A 14,419-nucleotide genomic window follows, 5' to 3' on the forward strand; every position below is an offset into this window, starting at 1 on the left:
CAACCCCCTCAATACTGAAAGCCGAATGCTAGATATGCTTTTTCAAGCCCATCAAGATCGACCAAGTTTTCGAATTTAAACCATGCAGAATCGCCCATCGGTGCATTATCGCGATCGACAACCATTTCACCGGATGCAAGAGCACCTTCACGAATCATACGACCGATTTCACCATTCGCCAATGTAATTAAGAACTGCCTACCATCCAATCCATTGTCGATATTGTTCGCCATCGCCTTTGCGATTTGTGCAGTAATACGATCGATTAGTTCATAGCGCGTTCGTACGCGACGGAATTTCTTCCAACCTTCATCCTCATCCTCGCCAAGAGACACGAGCGTGTTAATGCCGTAGTCAATTTGAGGGATGCCGTCAGAGTTAAGAGAAAAGACCATCATGCCATTGCGAGCGGCTTCGTTGTATTGACTAGACGTCAATTCACCTTTAATACCCACGCCACCTTTTATGGTTCTACCTGTCAAGCTAGATTTGTAAGAACCCGATACGAATTCTCCAAGCACTCTCGCTGCAGCTGTCGCTCCCTCGATTACCCCTGATGTCGTTTCGACACCATTCCCAATGTATCCCACCGCAAAGTCATTAAATGCTTTTGCGTGGGCGATACGCGTTTCAAAAGGAATGTCTGTCTTTTCGCCAACAAACATTGTCATACGATGTCCCTCACCAATTTTCCTGCGGACAAATGCATGTAATGCCGCGTGAATCACAGGGTCTTCTGAATCTACAGTGATAGAGTCAAAGAATTTCGTCTCCGCAATAGGAAAAGCGTCGGTATAGTCAGTAGCTACAGTGTTCGGGTCTGTCCCACCGGTCATTTCTTGATTTGAAATCGTTTTAACGACGCCTGTCTCTGCCGTTGATGCTACTAAGAACTTACTTTTAGCATTCACTGCCGAGACTAATTCAGTTGCTTCATTTTCCCCAGCCTTAAAGGCAATCAATTCTACTTGTTTTCCATTTTCAAATAAAAGCAATTCCTTTTGTGTTGGATCTAACGCTTCGCGCACCGTCACGTTGAATATGCGCGATGTCGGGTAAAGTGTTTTTAATAAGACTGCTCCTGCCGTTCCTGCAACTAACGACAATGTGGATTGTGTGCCTCCTGTGCCGATTCGAACTACTTCGACTGAGTAAGCACCACCTTGAAGAATTTCCTTCACGACTTCAGCACCTTGACCTGTGCCGACTAACTCTTCAACCTTATTATCATTTTCAACAGTAATTACTTTGCCAAGAGGTCCCCAATTTGCTTTAATCACTGCTGCTCCTACTCCGAGCAAACCCGAATATTGAGCATATCCGCCAGCGTTATACCAACGCACAAATACACCAGGTCGAGCTTTTTGCTCTCCTAGCTTAAACATAGCTCCAATAGCCATTTAGTTCACACCTCTCTATTTTTAAATTTATCAATCGCTGATTTCACTTGAGTGCGAGTTAGCTCGGTTCCTTCGACTAAAGCTAGCGAGCCCGCCAAAACCTCTGGCGTCACACCGAAAGCAGAGGGTAAAGCTTGAATTTCTTCTCGTGTATAAAGCGCTTCGTTGGATACAGCCTTAGCTACGTCTTCTGCTGTCACCTTTTGCGCTTTGATATTTTCATTCGACATGAATTACACCACCTTTTTTCTCGTCAAAATATGCATGTTTAAGAGTAGGATAGACACCCTTATCTTTTAACACGCCGAATTTTACAGTTAACTTTATCTGTCCATCTCTAAATGGGTCATATCCATCATCAGCAGATATGGATATGAAGCGCATTTTTGACTTATCCGACATCCTCACGCTGTGGTCAATAGCCAATTGACGAGTTGCTTTGTCCACGTACTTCCTTCGCACCGAAGCATTAGGAGCTATCACATGTCCATTCACTTGAGCCGTTATCCACGCACCCCAATTCATCGGCTCTACCCTTGTCACGGATTCAACACGCCAGTAAAGTGCAGGTGTGGCGTCTGACGGCTTCCACAACAAAGGGTTTAACTGCAGTTCTGGGAACCGGTTGATTGACCAAGCTTGCAATGCGCTCACCGGATCTGGCTCAATCGCTTGATGCGTTAACCACGCCAACGAATAAATCTGGAAACGTAATCCCCTAGTCAGAGCATCCCATTCGTCATCCACAATGTCTTCGGATGCTGTTCCGATGTATTCGATGTAATGAGGGATACCAACGACGTCGATGCGCTTCTGGTGTAGTGCAGCTATTACTTCCTTCGAAACTGCATCAACCCGCTTAAATGTCGTGCGTTTGACGTACGGCCAAACTTCATAGACCGCTGTATAATTTGCGTACTGCTCACCTGTGTCTTGGGAGCCTTCGCGAAGTATTAAAGATGGCTTTGGGAGTTGTGGTCCAGCAGCCGATGGCTCCCAAACTTCACCATTTACACTGAGCACCTGAGCGACAAGGATATTACGTAATTCTTCTCTCATTGTCATCCCTCCCAGTACTTCCTAACTGCGTGCTTTATATCCGGCCACTGTTTGTCCGCAGTCGGGCGAATAACAGGTTGTTTTGGCATTCCCTTGGTGGACTTAGCAAAGATTACTCTGCCACCCATCGTAAAACGTAATGCTTTTGCATGCGTTGGAACTATCCGTTTCTTATGAGGACCATATAAACCGGTACCTTCCTCAAGATATGTTCCGACTTTCGAGCCGTGAGCTAGATAGATGGTTGCGCCATTTTTCCTCTTCTCTCCCCCGCCGTGAATAGCACCCCTTGTGTTCCCTGTATGATTCTTCCATGGAATATTCGCTTTAGCTTGGGACTCTAAATTCTTACCGATATTCATCGACAAAGCTTGCAGTCCGGCGACTTTGCTTGAAATAAATTCTTTTGTTTGATTGCCGAACGCCATACTACATCACTCTTTCCAGTTCGCCTTGATATCCAACAATCTGACCGTTTATCGTTTGCGGGTAAACAGCCTTTACAAGGAATCTCATACCCATCGCTACGAATTCATCTTTCACTGTTGTCCCTGCTCGAATGTCCGATTGATAGTCCGCGAGCAATCCGAAGTACCGATCTACCTGTTTTTCTCCAGCTAGTGTAGTTACTGTTTGATTCGTATTTGAGTGTGAAACAAATATACGGACAGTGAAAGGGCCTACATCACTCTCAGCCTCTTCGATGTATCCGCCGCCTTTTCGTTTTTCCGTACGATGAATTGTCACGACTACGGGGTTCTGCTCAATATTCCATTTTGTGTGCGCTCTACGCATTTCAACAAGGCTCTTCATCACATCACGTCCGGCGTGCGGAATTTAAGGATGATACTACCCGAATTTTCATCCGTCACATGATTATCTGCAGCTTTATCTGCATATTGTTTGGCCATGGCAAGCGCGTGAGTATACCGGTCTTTCATCGATGTCAAATCGTACTTTTCGTTACCTGTTGAATAGGATTGGATGTCTCCTTGAATAAGACCGGCTTTCAGTGTCCATATATCTGCGGCTAATGAGAAGATATTTGTATGTTCCAAGAACATTTGTGCAAGATCATCATCTGTAAATAATGGCTCTCCCCCCACCCCTGCTGGAATGGGGTCATTAACCATTAAACGTAATCTTTTGATGTCCAACGCAGTTGGATTCATCTATCTCACCACCTTCTTATTGTCCAGGAAGTGTGATTTCTTGAACGTTTTCATCCAATGCAGCGAAAACGCCTCTCCAGAAGTCTCCTATGATTTGCGCTTCCACTAAACGTGAAAGGTCACCGATTGTAGAATTGATTTGCAGGCCTTGCTTCACCAACTCTTTGAATCCGCGTTTTGGTCGAATCAAGTAAGCTTTTCCTTGTGGCACACCATCGTAAGTGTAAGTTTTTCGTGAAACGGTCGTTTCCCATCCGTCATAGTAAATGATATCGGTAATACCACTTGTCGAACCGTATGGCGTTGCCTGGATCGTCATGCTTCCAAGTGCGTCCTGGATGTCCTCTTTGTCTGCGGAATTCGCAAGAAGAATCGTCCCAGGTCGTTTAGCAACTCGCGCATCCTTCAAAGCTTGTCGAAGTGTAGCGCGTAATGACAGCATGTAATGAGCACCAGTTTTACTCTCGAGCGCTTTGCCGAGCTCATTCGTGTATTGTGCCGCTGTTTTGTTAGATGCTTTGTAGCTGTGCTTGATAATTGGACCAAGATGTAGGTGGTTTAATAATGCGTTGTGAGCCTCACCAAATGCCTTATTCATAATTTCGAAATTGAACATCTGATTAAAGATTTCCATTTCCTTTGTGTATTCAAATCCAGCAGCATACCCTTTTAAACGAGCAATAGGTCCATTTTCCGCTTGGAGTGAACCGAACTTTACTTCTTCTCCTTCCATGTGCTCGAAAAAGACAACTGTTCCCGATTGTGCCCATTTCGCTTCAAACTCTTTTGGGAAATTAGGGTCAGTAATTGTCTCGTAGATAGGTTTATACAAAACAGGAACCTCTTCACGACCCAACTCCACATCCAAGACAACTTTCTGTACCAGTTCTTTCCGTGATGTTTCAGACGTCATCATTTCACCAAGAGGTTTGTCAATGTCGATGATTTCCATTTCGCCGTTAACAATCTTCTTTGGAACAGCTTCCTGTTTCCCATTAAAAACAAAAGGAACCTCGGTTTCGATGGTTCCTTTACGACGTTGCTCTTTTAAACTTTCGATAGAATGTGTTTTCATTGTTTGTCTCCTCCCCTTATACCTGTGGTCCTAGAATGAACCAGATGACGTTATTTTGGTCTTTTGCTGATGTAACTCTACCTACTTTTCGATATGGCACTGGATCCGGAGAACCACCGTTGTCTGCATCTGGTGTGAACTTCCCGCCTGTGAAATAAATTGGGGCACCGACAGGGAATGCCTTTGTTGTCATGATTTGATCTGTCTCAAATTCAGCCTGCTCGATGTTTAAAATAACTTCTGCAGTTTCGCCTGCACCAGTCTTCACTGATTGCATCGCAGTACCGAAGAATCCATCTAACTCATAAAATGCGCCTGCTTCGATAGACGTACTTGCTGGCACCGTTACTCGAACGCTTTTGCCATCTGAAACTTTTGCACGGTATGCTTGGTGCGTAGTTGTTGGAATTGCTCTTGCTTCTCCCATTTGTTAAATCCTCCTTATTAAAGCGACACGCGCTTTGTTTTAAATTGGCCAGTCTTTTGTTGCGTAGATCCACTACCTACACCCGCCGGTTTGTCTGTATGATAATTACTAATAATAGATTTCACGCTTTCATCAGCAAGGAAACTGTCCATTTCCCCTGCGATTTGCTCTTCTGTCATTTCTGGTTTGATTGCATTAGCGTGATATGACCACAATTTGCCGATAACAGTCTTGAAATCATTAATATCCTTACGGACTGCTTCTGATGTGATTTTCTTTTCCATCATTTCACCGACAATCTTTTGAAATCCTGCTGTTTCTTGTTCTTTCATAGCCTTTGCAGCATCCTCAGCGATTTTCACAACATCCATCTCACCGGACACGCCGAGTGCTTCTTCTACCTTCTTCAATTTACCAACGGATGTAGTGATTTCGTTCACCCACTTTTGGTCAATATCTGCCGCGACTTCTTCTGGCTTCCATCCCATTTCTCCCGCAATCATCGGGACTGTGATTTGTTTGTTAGCAAGCATTGTTTTCAATGCAGCTAGTACTTCTTCTGGATTCATTGCTTTTCCTCCCTTATTGTCTTTCATTTCTCCTGTTGGACCTTCTCCGTTTAAATCCCACATTTCGCCACTCATAGCTACTATGCGAGTATTCATACCAGCGCGATCTAGTGGTGTCCAATCAATAGACATCGGTTCGTACCCGACAACATTCGTTTCTTTGCCAGTGCGTTGCAGTTTCGGCATCCCGAAGATAGATACTTGCCTAATGCGACCGGACTTAATCCAACGTTTTAGATCTTGCGCTGCAGCATCCACAACGCCACGAAAATAAGCAATCTCTCCTACCATCTTCGCGCCTACCCAATGGGTAACTGGTGGTAAAAATTGATTGCTTACATCCTCGGGCTTCTGATGACCAAGGAAACCATTTAGAGTGTTGCTGTTAACCGCATTCACAATATCCCTCAAAGAGTTAGCGGTGTAGTTCCATCCGCGCTTAGACTTGGAAGCAGGAATTTCTACCACCACCTCTAATGGCTCTGAATCCCCTTTCTTCAGTTCGTCGATGTTTACGGACGGAGCAGTCGGAATGTCATCGACTCTCATTTCGCCAGCAAGATTACCGAACAGCTGAAAGATTTGCTGTTGGCTTTGCGACATTTCGCCGCAGATGATTGGGTTTTTCATGTTCTCACCTCCTTTTGGTGTGTTTCAGAAGAACAAAAAAGAAAACAGTTTGATAAATCAACTCCAGTAATCTTTTCATCATGAAATCATCCCGCCTTTATAAACATTTTGATACCACCGCTCAATATCTTGATGGGCAAGTGGGTTTTGTTGCCACTCAATCAGTCTATCAACGAATGTATTCATATCCTCAACAACTTCCGATAGTGTACACAAACAATTCGGATGCGCTGGATAGTCGGGTAGTTCATGTCGCCTGTACACACCTTCACCCAAACCATTATCTGTCGATGCAATGGATTTACACTTGTCACAAGTATTGCCGCCGTTTGAGGTACTCCACTTGATGCCTTGGTTGGACGGATTCAATTCAGCTGCTTGAATAGCTGCTTCACCAAAAGCCGCCGCCATTTCAGTACGAGCAAGACGTAAGGATTCATAACACATGTCCATTGGTATATTGCCTTCGAGCCGAGCTATCATTTCGGGGTATTGGGATACGAGCGATTTCGCTCCGTTTCGAACGTAATCCTCAAGCATTTCTGCCACTTTATAAGGATGTTCTCCTGTCGCGATAGCTTCTTGGATAATAGCGCCCATACTTTGTCTAGCAACGCGACTTTGCCCCCATATGCGATCGGAGACAGTCAATCCTTTGAGGACTCTCGTTTGCATTGCTTCGACAGCTGCCGAATGTTTACGAAAGTATACTCGCTCAATCGGCTGCCAATCAATCTTACCTTTCTGCAATATTCGCAAGGTGGCTTGCTTAGATTGATGCATACCCGCCTCAACACTAATAACATAACCACGTTTGAACAGCTCACTTAACCCCTTTTCAATAGTAGTCGCGCTTTCAGCTACTTTAGCGGCAAGTAGAGCAGGAATCAGATGGCTTTGCCCTTCTTTTTCTAGTCGACGGATTTCATTAGCAAGTTCATCGGCAGCCTGTTGGAATATCAATCGCACATCACGGTCTTGTTGAAGGATTAGTTCTATTAGTTGTTTTCTAGCTTCGAGAGAAAGTGAGCTGTATTCTGACAGGTGTGAAATGTCCATTCATCAATCTCCCCTTCCGCCGAGTGTTTGGTTAATCCGGTTCAATTGATCTTGGAGATTTTCTTCATCAGGCATCCGCAGGCGATTCAGTCGCGTCTGCTGGATACGGTCCTTCTCACTCTCGCCTTCTTCGGCTTCGTATTCATTCATGGTGTCGATTAATTTTGACAGATAGTTAATGGCAGACTTTTCACTGATTATATTGTTGTTGAGTGCTGCCACGAGAGCATTGACAACATTTAATAATTCTTCGCTAATTTCTTGTGAGGTTCGCGGGTCAATGTTCACCCATTGCAATTCTGTTGCGAATGTCTCAAAAGTTTTATTTTCTGATTGAGAAGTCATAGCAAGTGCGATTCTCGCCAATCTTTGCCAGTTATCCGCAAAGTGCTCCCGCTTTCGCTCGATCGAACGGATAAGAATCGGCATCTGTTCTTTTACCGATGATAACGAAGAGGGTGTATGCACACCAAAAACAAACTCCGGTGTCTCTGATGTATCAACAATGCAATAAAAAATAAGTTTCAAGAGTGCCTTTGCATCACCAGTAGCCGACTTCGCTTCAATGAATTCCGCATCTTCATCATCACCGAACATTAGTATTTCATGTCCATCTAAATTCAATGTGCCGCCTTTCTTTGCAAAATCCGCAGGATCGCTTACACCGAAGTTATTGCGGAGGAACCTTGCCACATCTTTCAGTTTCAACTTTAATCTTGGCGTACTGTGCATCTTACTCCCTTTCATCGCATGAAGCATCACATCATGATACGCCTTTAGGAATGGTTCAATCGGCTCCAAGTCAGATTGACCGTAGACACCCTCATCGCCCTCGTTTTTGAAATGAACAATCGGAATGAAGTCCCAGGGTGTCGATTCAATGCCTGGTTCGACATCAGGAGGTGTATCGCCATCAATCTCGATTTCCCGCTCTCCACGACGGATGCGTTGGGTTATTGCCGCTTTCTTTTTATTGCCTTTTTCATCTTCCCAGTCATGAGAAGACACGAGCACATATTCTTGTATCACTCCCGTCAGTGGGTGCCGAATAATATCCTTCACTTGTCCAGGAGGTATGAAGTTGTACACCAACCTAACAGGCTGCTCAGGATAGAGCGATGTGTCTTGCTCTTCTTCACGAGTAACCCATACGTAGCAGTCGCCATCGCGCAAGCTATCGCGCGTCGTCCGTTGCATGTTGGATATGTTCGATTCAAAGAATGCATCCAGCACTTCCTGCGCTTCCTTATCGGTGCTTTTGAATGCAGGGACACCCATAAAACTGACGGTGTTATTAATGACCGATTTCGCGAATCCGGCACCTAGTTTGTAATCGTCGTGCGTGTTGTAATAGAGTTGCTTGGTCAACTCGTAATCGACCTTGCTGCTGTCCAGCTTATAGCCACTGCCGAGTGTTCCAGTCGTCAAACTGCCCCAACCGAATGGCAACAGTATTCTTGATCGTAGCTTGGATATCTCGCCGACCGCTTTGTTGTACCATTTAGCCATGTACTCTCACCCCCCTCATTAATGCTGCAGTGTAGTCATCCATCGGCTCTTGTCCGGTATTTGCAAACGCCAACACAAGCGCATCTGCTCTGTCCGGAGAGCGCAAACCACGCATTTTCATTTCATCCTTACTTTCCAACTGAATTTTTCCTTTCGATGTCACTCTGTATTTACGAGTGGATAGTTGCCCGATCAAGTCCTCGTCATTCGGAATCTGAATGTCGCCATCGTGAATAAAATCTCGAATGGTCGCCCACGACTCCGAACCCCAATTAAAGTAGTTTTCCGGATTCAAAGCTTTGCCGCCGTTATGACAGTCAATCACTTCGATATATAGACCTTCTTCTTGAATAATTTCTCTTAATCGGTCTGTCACGCCACCACCAACGCCGTCATCATCAATTTTTATAACGCAAGAAGGACGACCGTATTTGAGCATTAATTCCTTTGCAAGACGAATCACATGACCAGCAGTCGTCATTGTGTCTTGTTTTGTATGTGTTTGCAATAAAGGAACATAGTTTCCGATTCGTGGAATGATTACCGTCTCGTCATCTCCATACCTAGAAACGTCTACGCCGATTTCAAGTGGCGCATCGTTCGGTATAGCAATTCGCCCATCATCAGCCATATAAACTTCTCGCATGGCTGCAGCTTCAACTTTTTCCAAGTGAATGAATGTATCTGGTTCACTCTTCGGAAATTCTCCAAACACACGAACACGGACAACATCACTATCTTTTCCGTACTTCCTTATAAGCCGCTCGATGTTCTCTTTGCTCGCCCTGGATGAATCATAGCTGCTTACCTTATGCGTTTTGTAATCCGACCTGTCACGGTGATGAGAATCATAAAAAACCCCACTCGTCCGAGTAGGGTTTCCGCACATTAATAATTTATTTTCCGCGCCGGATAAAGTACCGAGTATGGCTTCCATGATATTATCTGCAACACCCGACGCTTCATCGACGATAAAGAGCATGTAGTCTTCGTGAAAACCTTGCATGTTCTCCGGTTTAGTAGCTGTCCTTGCTGTGGCAAACCAACGCTCTTCGTTACCAATCATGTATACCTTTGTCTTGGTCCATTTAAGAAAGTTCTTCACAACAGACGATTCAAGCCACTTGGCTATTTCTGCCCAAAGGACATCGTTCAGCTGCTGCCTTGTTGGTGCCGTACAAACGACTTTAGGATTCGGTCTGCAGCATAAATACCAAATGGCCGCAATAGCTTCTAATCCTGTTTTCCCAACTCCTTGTCCAGAACGAACGGATACGAATGGATGACCCGCCAAATCGTTCAGTACATCTCTTTGCCACTGATCCGGATAGAAGTTAAGAATGTCTTCCGCAAAAGCCACTGGATCCTCCCAATAGACATCGATAAGGTCTACCAGGACGTTATACGGTTTAGTCGTCATTAGCTTTCACCTGCTGTTGTTTTCTTCTTTCAGCCACTTCTTTCAGTGCAGCTACCCAATCATCGCCACCATGACTGTTGTTTTCGCTTGTGAGGTTTTCGACTTCAGCTTTTGTTTTGGCAATATCCATTTTCAACTTCTCTTCTTGTAAGCGTTCTTTATCACTGTCAGATAAGAGGTCAGTGTACTTCGCTAGCATATCCAATGCTTTCATCTTGTCGGCAAGCTTGACTTTGAACATCCCATCTTTACCTTTTGCCAACTCGGTAATTAGCGTTCCGTCAACCTCTTCCGAATGACGCATAACAAACTTTGTATATGTGTATGGGACTGTTTCAGTCTTCTCGGACTTTTTGGAACCATCAGGGTTAAACTCGACAATAGTTTCAGTTGCCTCGGATTCAACTTGTGTAAAGTCAATGAAGTCTGTAATGTCTGCAAAGGCTATATCGATGTACTTTTGTAGTACGTCACGCACATCCAACTTCAATGCATAAGATTGCTCTGCTTTCATCCTATCTATCTCTGTAGAAATGTTAGGATTTGCAAGGGTACGACTGCCTTCAACTCTCGCCGTGGTATAAGCACACCCATAGGCCTTTTGATAAGCCTTCGTCGCATTGAAGTATTTAATGTAGTAAATACAAAAAAGCCATTGCTTATCGGTTAAATCAACCGACTCAACAACAGGCTCAAATTGCTCTTTTTGTGGTTGCATCCTTTTAGGTATGGTTGCAACCTTTTGTGTTTTGGTTGCATCCTTTTTAGACGTATCCCTCGACCACTTATCGCGACTCTTTCTGCTCTTTAATGTCCCGAGCTTCACATCATGCTTCTCAGCTAATGCAGTAAGCGTTATCTTTGTTGTTTCCCATTCTCGTTGTATTTCATCCCAATTCGGCATTTCACATCACCGCCGCCCCCTTATGTGGATTGTTATTAACTATCTAAATTCAATACTGAAAGCAAATACTCCTAAGAAAATATCCAGTTGTTCTTCATCCATGCTCAGGCCTATCATTAGCGAACTTGGAAACAACCAATAGCCTGAAATATTCTTAATCACCCGTATCCCCCCTTTTTGATTTTCAGGCATAGAAAAAGCACCTCAGAAGAGATGCCTAATATTCCCCTTATTCCTCTTGCTGTTTTTCTTGTTCTTTTAAATTCAACAAAATTGCCGCTGCTTCTTCCTCGCCACCGAACCATTTCTCAATCATTGAAGGAGTGTTCAGAGTTAATAAATCTTTCACGAAATGTCCTTCTACATCGTCTTCATCAGGGTAAACATAGCTCTCAAATGTAGATCTCGGCCATTGGTGCTTTCCTTTAAATGATACCAGCGGGGCTAAAAGAACCTTTTGAGCCAGTTTCTCTTTGTCTATATCACTTAAATTCATCATTTTCACCTCCCACTGACACTATTCGCCAAGAAAGGTGAAAATCCTTTATTTATCACTCGTTATGTATGGGGCTATTAGAGGTGGCTGAGTCACTCGAGCGCACCCCTCCTTTAATGGTTCCCCTCATATATGCAGACTTCGTATGACAAAGCGTATGACATACCGCGTCATCCAGCTTCTTGAAATCTTTGTCGAACCTTTGATTTAGCACGGTTTATATGTGTTTGGACAGTGCTCTTGCTGACACCCAATTCAGCGGCAATCTCACCCATGCTCTTTTTATGGCCAACATGTAGGAGATAACAAATCCGCTCTCGTTGTGAGAAGGATGAAAGGATGTCAGCGAGAATGACGCGTTCCTCTTTCGTCATGTACAATTCTTTTGGCTGCTCGCTATTCAGTTGTTCTGCAATGTCGGGAATAAGGTCGATGTTTTCATACGACCGCTTTTGGTACACTGCCTTTTCATCCGCACCTCGATACGTCCCTGGCTGCCGTCCAGTCTTCATCCAATCAAGCGAAAACGACATCGATTCAATCATGCTATTAATCTGCTTCAAGTCTTGCATGTCGATAGGATTGCTCCTATCCAAACGGTCCACACGTCTTTTCAAATCTTGCTTCCCCACTGTATACTCCTGTATCAATTCATCCGCCCAATTCAACATGAAAGCCCCTCCTATCTCTGTCTATAAGCTCCGCCCTTTTTGCGTCCATACGTCGGTCTGTTCGTACCCATAATTTCCGCCCAGTCCCTCGATGTGAGCCGTTCCTCTCGACTACCCCTTGTCCTAACACTCTTCTGTTCTACTTCGCCTGTACGAGTGCGTGAGAGCCATTTTTCGACTATTTCTGTTTGCAACGTTTTCACCCGCTCACCCCTTTTCAAATGAAAAAGACACCAAGTAACAGCGATGCGCCGTTGCTCAGTGTCCGTCGGTTCTTCCGTAGGGACTGTTTATTCTTTTTTTATACAATCATCGCATTGGAAATTATAAGGTCCATAGTTACCTGGCAAATAACTTGTTGCAGGTTTACTGCAGGCGCACCAAAACCTTGATAAAGAATCTCTTAACTGATGAGTTCCGTCTTCATTCACATGAATTTTTAAAGCCCTACCTCTGAATTCCAATCAAATCACCTCCTGCCCCTCTATCCTCATCCGCTGGCTCCGATCTACATCAAGTACTTCTCCGTTTTTCCAGATGATTACGTCTTGCCCGTGTTCCTTCTTGCTTATCTTTGTCAGCTTCCCTCGTTTGACGATGTACACCGCATTCTCTGACAAATCAACCATTGCTCCTAGCTTCTCTCTCATCCGGACCCCTCCTAATGTGCTATTATTAATGTGTCGGGACAGGAGGAATCCTGTCTTTTCTTATGCCATTAATTCTTCTACAGTTGGCCGCCTATATCGTTCTACGAACTTGTCCTCTCGCAATGCAAACTCTGATTCACTGCCCAATTTTTTGCATATCATCTTTTTCTTACCGGAACGAAAACTACCAATGCCAATGACAGTCACGAACTCGCCGGTATCTTTGTGAATATACGAACCTAATCTATTTATCTTGCTCACCCTTTCAATTCCCTAACAACCCACCTGGCCGCGGCTTAATATTCCCGATAATCTCTTGATCTACCACAAGCAATGCAACGGACAATAATTCCACACCAAGCGCTTCAGCTATTTCCTCTCCACTAACACCATCACGCCACATCTGCCGAAACAGATTCATCTCTCGCCTGCTCCAATACCATTTGACGTCTGCACCTTCGAGTAAAATATGAGCTTCTTCAAGTTTTGCTTTGACCATTTGTAACACCTGCCAAAGCTTGACGAGCAGTATTCCCCTCATCCTCGATGATTTTAGGGTGTCCACTTAAAGACATGGATTGATACATGTACTTTCTTTCTTCGGCGTAAAACTCGAGCGCTTCCCGATAACGTTCGTTTTCTGTCCGCATATTTAACCAATCCCTGTGTAGCTCAACAAACTGAATTTGTGTATCGATTGTTTGTTGGGCTTGCTCAATGAGCCATTCAATATCCGAATCACTCAAATTTCGACAAGCGAGACTTTGCCCAACGCCCCATTCATATTGGCCTTTTATTTCCTCCAACCGTTCCGCATTCATATCAATAGTCATCCCATTTCCTCCTTCACAAATCGTTCTGCATACCTCAACTGCTGAAAAATATACGGATCATCATCTTTGCCACCAGAAGCCAAGTGGTCACGTATTCGATTATTTATGTCTTGCAAAGCTACTAGCGGAATGTGATGCGCTATCTTTGCTATTTCTTGAATTGGGTTATTTGCCATGACTACATCACTCTCCTTGCTCTTATGTCTCATTGTTCGCTTTTGTTCCTATGCATCAAGGAAAAAAGATAGTATGCTTGCCTCATAATCTAAAACGGAGGTTGCTGCATTGAAAATTAAACGCAAGATCCACCAATCTGAAATGACCGATATCAACAACCAAATACGCATGATTGAAAGGAACTTTGAGACTCTTCGTGTCCTATTAAAAGAAAAGAAACTCAATGCAAATGAAATTAATAACACGCTAGCCGCAGCAGGACTCACCCTTAACAGTCTTGCGCAAAAAACAATGACAGCTGTTCGAAGTGTCGGGAAAGAGATAGATTGACTGTCTCTTTCCTTCGCTTTAGGATCGAACTGTTGATT

General features: G+C 44.2%; 23 protein-coding genes. 1 reads left to right on the forward strand and 22 read right to left on the reverse strand.

What is annotated here, in order from left to right:
- Positions 1 to 8 precede the first annotated feature (8 nt).
- From ACVHUV_RS14340 to ACVHUV_RS14445, 22 genes are all read right to left on the reverse strand, one after another.
- Entirely contained in the window at positions 9 to 1,400 is a 1,392-nt protein-coding gene (locus tag ACVHUV_RS14340) for a phage tail sheath protein (RefSeq protein ID WP_462085054.1), read from the reverse strand.
- Positions 1,401 to 1,405: 5 nt separating this feature from the next.
- Positions 1,406 to 1,630 carry a YqzN/YkzM domain-containing protein gene (locus ACVHUV_RS14345; protein WP_462085055.1) on the reverse strand — a complete coding sequence of 75 codons (225 nt, stop codon included), beginning with the start codon at positions 1,628 to 1,630 and terminating at the stop codon, positions 1,406 to 1,408.
- Positions 1,620 to 2,459, reverse strand: a complete 840-nt coding sequence (locus ACVHUV_RS14350; protein ID WP_462085056.1) for a hypothetical protein — start codon at positions 2,457 to 2,459, stop codon at positions 1,620 to 1,622. Before ACVHUV_RS14350 ends, ACVHUV_RS14345 begins: the two co-directional genes overlap by 11 nt.
- A 2-nt stretch (positions 2,460 to 2,461) precedes the next feature.
- Positions 2,462 to 2,887: a hypothetical protein gene (locus ACVHUV_RS14355; protein ID WP_462085057.1), complete on the reverse strand. Its 426-nt coding sequence runs from the start codon at positions 2,885 to 2,887 to the stop codon at positions 2,462 to 2,464.
- 1 nt (position 2,888) lies between these two features.
- Entirely contained in the window at positions 2,889 to 3,272 is a 384-nt protein-coding gene (locus ACVHUV_RS14360) for a hypothetical protein (protein WP_462085058.1), read from the reverse strand.
- Positions 3,272 to 3,631: a hypothetical protein gene (locus ACVHUV_RS14365; RefSeq protein WP_462085059.1), complete on the reverse strand. Its 360-nt coding sequence runs from the start codon at positions 3,629 to 3,631 to the stop codon at positions 3,272 to 3,274. The genes ACVHUV_RS14360 and ACVHUV_RS14365 overlap by 1 nt, the downstream gene beginning before the upstream one ends.
- 16 nt (positions 3,632 to 3,647) lie before the next feature.
- Positions 3,648 to 4,706, reverse strand: a complete 1,059-nt coding sequence (locus tag ACVHUV_RS14370) for a phage major capsid protein (protein ID WP_462085060.1) — start codon at positions 4,704 to 4,706, stop codon at positions 3,648 to 3,650.
- 16 nt (positions 4,707 to 4,722) lie between these two features.
- Positions 4,723 to 5,133, reverse strand: coding sequence for a capsid cement protein (locus tag ACVHUV_RS14375; protein ID WP_462085061.1), 411 nt, complete (start codon positions 5,131 to 5,133; stop codon positions 4,723 to 4,725).
- Positions 5,134 to 5,150: 17 nt separating this feature from the next.
- The gene (locus ACVHUV_RS14380; RefSeq protein ID WP_462085062.1) at positions 5,151 to 6,332 is read right to left on the reverse strand and encodes a hypothetical protein; all 1,182 of its coding nucleotides are present in this window, start codon (positions 6,330 to 6,332) and stop codon (positions 5,151 to 5,153) included.
- A 78-nt stretch (positions 6,333 to 6,410) separates the two neighbouring features.
- On the reverse strand, positions 6,411 to 7,391 hold the full coding sequence (locus tag ACVHUV_RS14385) for a structural protein (protein ID WP_462085063.1): 981 nt from the start codon (positions 7,389 to 7,391) through the stop codon (positions 6,411 to 6,413).
- Positions 7,392 to 7,394: 3 nt separating this feature from the next.
- Positions 7,395 to 8,900 carry a phage portal protein gene (locus ACVHUV_RS14390; RefSeq protein ID WP_462085064.1) on the reverse strand — a complete coding sequence of 502 codons (1,506 nt, stop codon included), beginning with the start codon at positions 8,898 to 8,900 and terminating at the stop codon, positions 7,395 to 7,397.
- The gene (locus tag ACVHUV_RS14395) at positions 8,893 to 10,320 is read right to left on the reverse strand and encodes an AAA family ATPase (RefSeq protein WP_462085065.1); all 1,428 of its coding nucleotides are present in this window, start codon (positions 10,318 to 10,320) and stop codon (positions 8,893 to 8,895) included. Before ACVHUV_RS14395 ends, ACVHUV_RS14390 begins: the two co-directional genes overlap by 8 nt.
- Complete coding sequence (locus tag ACVHUV_RS14400) at positions 10,310 to 11,224, reverse strand: terminase small subunit (protein WP_462085066.1); 915 nt, start codon at positions 11,222 to 11,224, stop codon at positions 10,310 to 10,312. The genes ACVHUV_RS14395 and ACVHUV_RS14400 overlap by 11 nt, the downstream gene beginning before the upstream one ends.
- A gap of 39 nt (positions 11,225 to 11,263) precedes the next feature.
- Positions 11,264 to 11,416 (reverse strand): hypothetical protein, encoded by a 153-nt coding sequence (locus ACVHUV_RS14405; protein WP_462085067.1) that lies wholly within the window; start codon positions 11,414 to 11,416, stop codon positions 11,264 to 11,266.
- 37 nt (positions 11,417 to 11,453) lie between these two features.
- Positions 11,454 to 11,720, reverse strand: a complete 267-nt coding sequence (locus ACVHUV_RS14410) for a hypothetical protein (RefSeq protein ID WP_462085068.1) — start codon at positions 11,718 to 11,720, stop codon at positions 11,454 to 11,456.
- A 170-nt stretch (positions 11,721 to 11,890) separates the two neighbouring features.
- The gene (locus ACVHUV_RS14415; protein ID WP_462085069.1) at positions 11,891 to 12,391 is read right to left on the reverse strand and encodes a sigma-70 family RNA polymerase sigma factor; all 501 of its coding nucleotides are present in this window, start codon (positions 12,389 to 12,391) and stop codon (positions 11,891 to 11,893) included.
- Positions 12,392 to 12,681: 290 nt separating this feature from the next.
- Entirely contained in the window at positions 12,682 to 12,855 is a 174-nt protein-coding gene (locus tag ACVHUV_RS14420; RefSeq protein WP_462085070.1) for a hypothetical protein, read from the reverse strand.
- Positions 12,856 to 13,041 carry a hypothetical protein gene (locus ACVHUV_RS14425; RefSeq protein ID WP_462085071.1) on the reverse strand — a complete coding sequence of 62 codons (186 nt, stop codon included), beginning with the start codon at positions 13,039 to 13,041 and terminating at the stop codon, positions 12,856 to 12,858.
- Between the two features lie 60 nt (positions 13,042 to 13,101).
- The gene (locus ACVHUV_RS14430; RefSeq protein WP_462085072.1) at positions 13,102 to 13,302 is read right to left on the reverse strand and encodes a hypothetical protein; all 201 of its coding nucleotides are present in this window, start codon (positions 13,300 to 13,302) and stop codon (positions 13,102 to 13,104) included.
- 4 nt (positions 13,303 to 13,306) lie between these two features.
- Complete coding sequence (locus tag ACVHUV_RS14435) at positions 13,307 to 13,540, reverse strand: helix-turn-helix domain containing protein (protein WP_462085073.1); 234 nt, start codon at positions 13,538 to 13,540, stop codon at positions 13,307 to 13,309.
- Positions 13,521 to 13,874, reverse strand: coding sequence for a hypothetical protein (locus ACVHUV_RS14440; protein WP_462085074.1), 354 nt, complete (start codon positions 13,872 to 13,874; stop codon positions 13,521 to 13,523). Before ACVHUV_RS14440 ends, ACVHUV_RS14435 begins: the two co-directional genes overlap by 20 nt.
- The gene (locus tag ACVHUV_RS14445; RefSeq protein WP_462085075.1) at positions 13,871 to 14,050 is read right to left on the reverse strand and encodes a DUF6877 family protein; all 180 of its coding nucleotides are present in this window, start codon (positions 14,048 to 14,050) and stop codon (positions 13,871 to 13,873) included. Before ACVHUV_RS14445 ends, ACVHUV_RS14440 begins: the two co-directional genes overlap by 4 nt.
- Before the next feature lie 109 nt (positions 14,051 to 14,159).
- Between ACVHUV_RS14445 and ACVHUV_RS14450 the strand changes: the two genes are divergently transcribed.
- Positions 14,160 to 14,381 (forward strand): hypothetical protein, encoded by a 222-nt coding sequence (locus ACVHUV_RS14450; RefSeq protein WP_462085076.1) that lies wholly within the window; start codon positions 14,160 to 14,162, stop codon positions 14,379 to 14,381.
- Positions 14,382 to 14,419: the final 38 nt, after the last annotated feature.

The organism is Sporosarcina saromensis (assembly GCF_054901285.1).

Bases quoted from the DNA above. Each gene is read 5' to 3' on its own strand.
- ACVHUV_RS14340 (WP_462085054.1), bottom strand. From the start codon at position 1,400: ATGGCTATTGGAGCTATGTTTAAGCTAGGAGAGCAAAAAGCTCGACCT.
- ACVHUV_RS14345 (WP_462085055.1), bottom strand. From the start codon at position 1,630: ATGTCGAATGAAAATATCAAAGCGCAAAAGGTGACAGCAGAAGACGTA.
- ACVHUV_RS14350 (WP_462085056.1), bottom strand. From the start codon at position 2,459: ATGAGAGAAGAATTACGTAATATCCTTGTCGCTCAGGTGCTCAGTGTA.
- ACVHUV_RS14355 (WP_462085057.1), bottom strand. From the start codon at position 2,887: ATGGCGTTCGGCAATCAAACAAAAGAATTTATTTCAAGCAAAGTCGCC.
- ACVHUV_RS14360 (WP_462085058.1), bottom strand. From the start codon at position 3,272: ATGAAGAGCCTTGTTGAAATGCGTAGAGCGCACACAAAATGGAATATT.
- ACVHUV_RS14365 (WP_462085059.1), bottom strand. From the start codon at position 3,631: ATGAATCCAACTGCGTTGGACATCAAAAGATTACGTTTAATGGTTAAT.
- ACVHUV_RS14370 (WP_462085060.1), bottom strand. From the start codon at position 4,706: ATGAAAACACATTCTATCGAAAGTTTAAAAGAGCAACGTCGTAAAGGA.
- ACVHUV_RS14375 (WP_462085061.1), bottom strand. From the start codon at position 5,133: ATGGGAGAAGCAAGAGCAATTCCAACAACTACGCACCAAGCATACCGT.
- ACVHUV_RS14380 (WP_462085062.1), bottom strand. From the start codon at position 6,332: ATGAAAAACCCAATCATCTGCGGCGAAATGTCGCAAAGCCAACAGCAA.
- ACVHUV_RS14385 (WP_462085063.1), bottom strand. From the start codon at position 7,391: ATGGACATTTCACACCTGTCAGAATACAGCTCACTTTCTCTCGAAGCT.
- ACVHUV_RS14390 (WP_462085064.1), bottom strand. From the start codon at position 8,900: ATGGCTAAATGGTACAACAAAGCGGTCGGCGAGATATCCAAGCTACGA.
- ACVHUV_RS14395 (WP_462085065.1), bottom strand. From the start codon at position 10,320: ATGACGACTAAACCGTATAACGTCCTGGTAGACCTTATCGATGTCTAT.
- ACVHUV_RS14400 (WP_462085066.1), bottom strand. From the start codon at position 11,224: ATGCCGAATTGGGATGAAATACAACGAGAATGGGAAACAACAAAGATA.
- ACVHUV_RS14405 (WP_462085067.1), bottom strand. From the start codon at position 11,416: ATGCCTGAAAATCAAAAAGGGGGGATACGGGTGATTAAGAATATTTCA.
- ACVHUV_RS14410 (WP_462085068.1), bottom strand. From the start codon at position 11,720: ATGAATTTAAGTGATATAGACAAAGAGAAACTGGCTCAAAAGGTTCTT.
- ACVHUV_RS14415 (WP_462085069.1), bottom strand. From the start codon at position 12,391: ATGTTGAATTGGGCGGATGAATTGATACAGGAGTATACAGTGGGGAAG.
- ACVHUV_RS14425 (WP_462085071.1), bottom strand. From the start codon at position 13,041: ATGAGAGAGAAGCTAGGAGCAATGGTTGATTTGTCAGAGAATGCGGTG.
- ACVHUV_RS14435 (WP_462085073.1), bottom strand. From the start codon at position 13,540: ATGGTCAAAGCAAAACTTGAAGAAGCTCATATTTTACTCGAAGGTGCA.
- ACVHUV_RS14440 (WP_462085074.1), bottom strand. From the start codon at position 13,874: ATGACTATTGATATGAATGCGGAACGGTTGGAGGAAATAAAAGGCCAA.
- ACVHUV_RS14445 (WP_462085075.1), bottom strand. From the start codon at position 14,050: ATGGCAAATAACCCAATTCAAGAAATAGCAAAGATAGCGCATCACATT.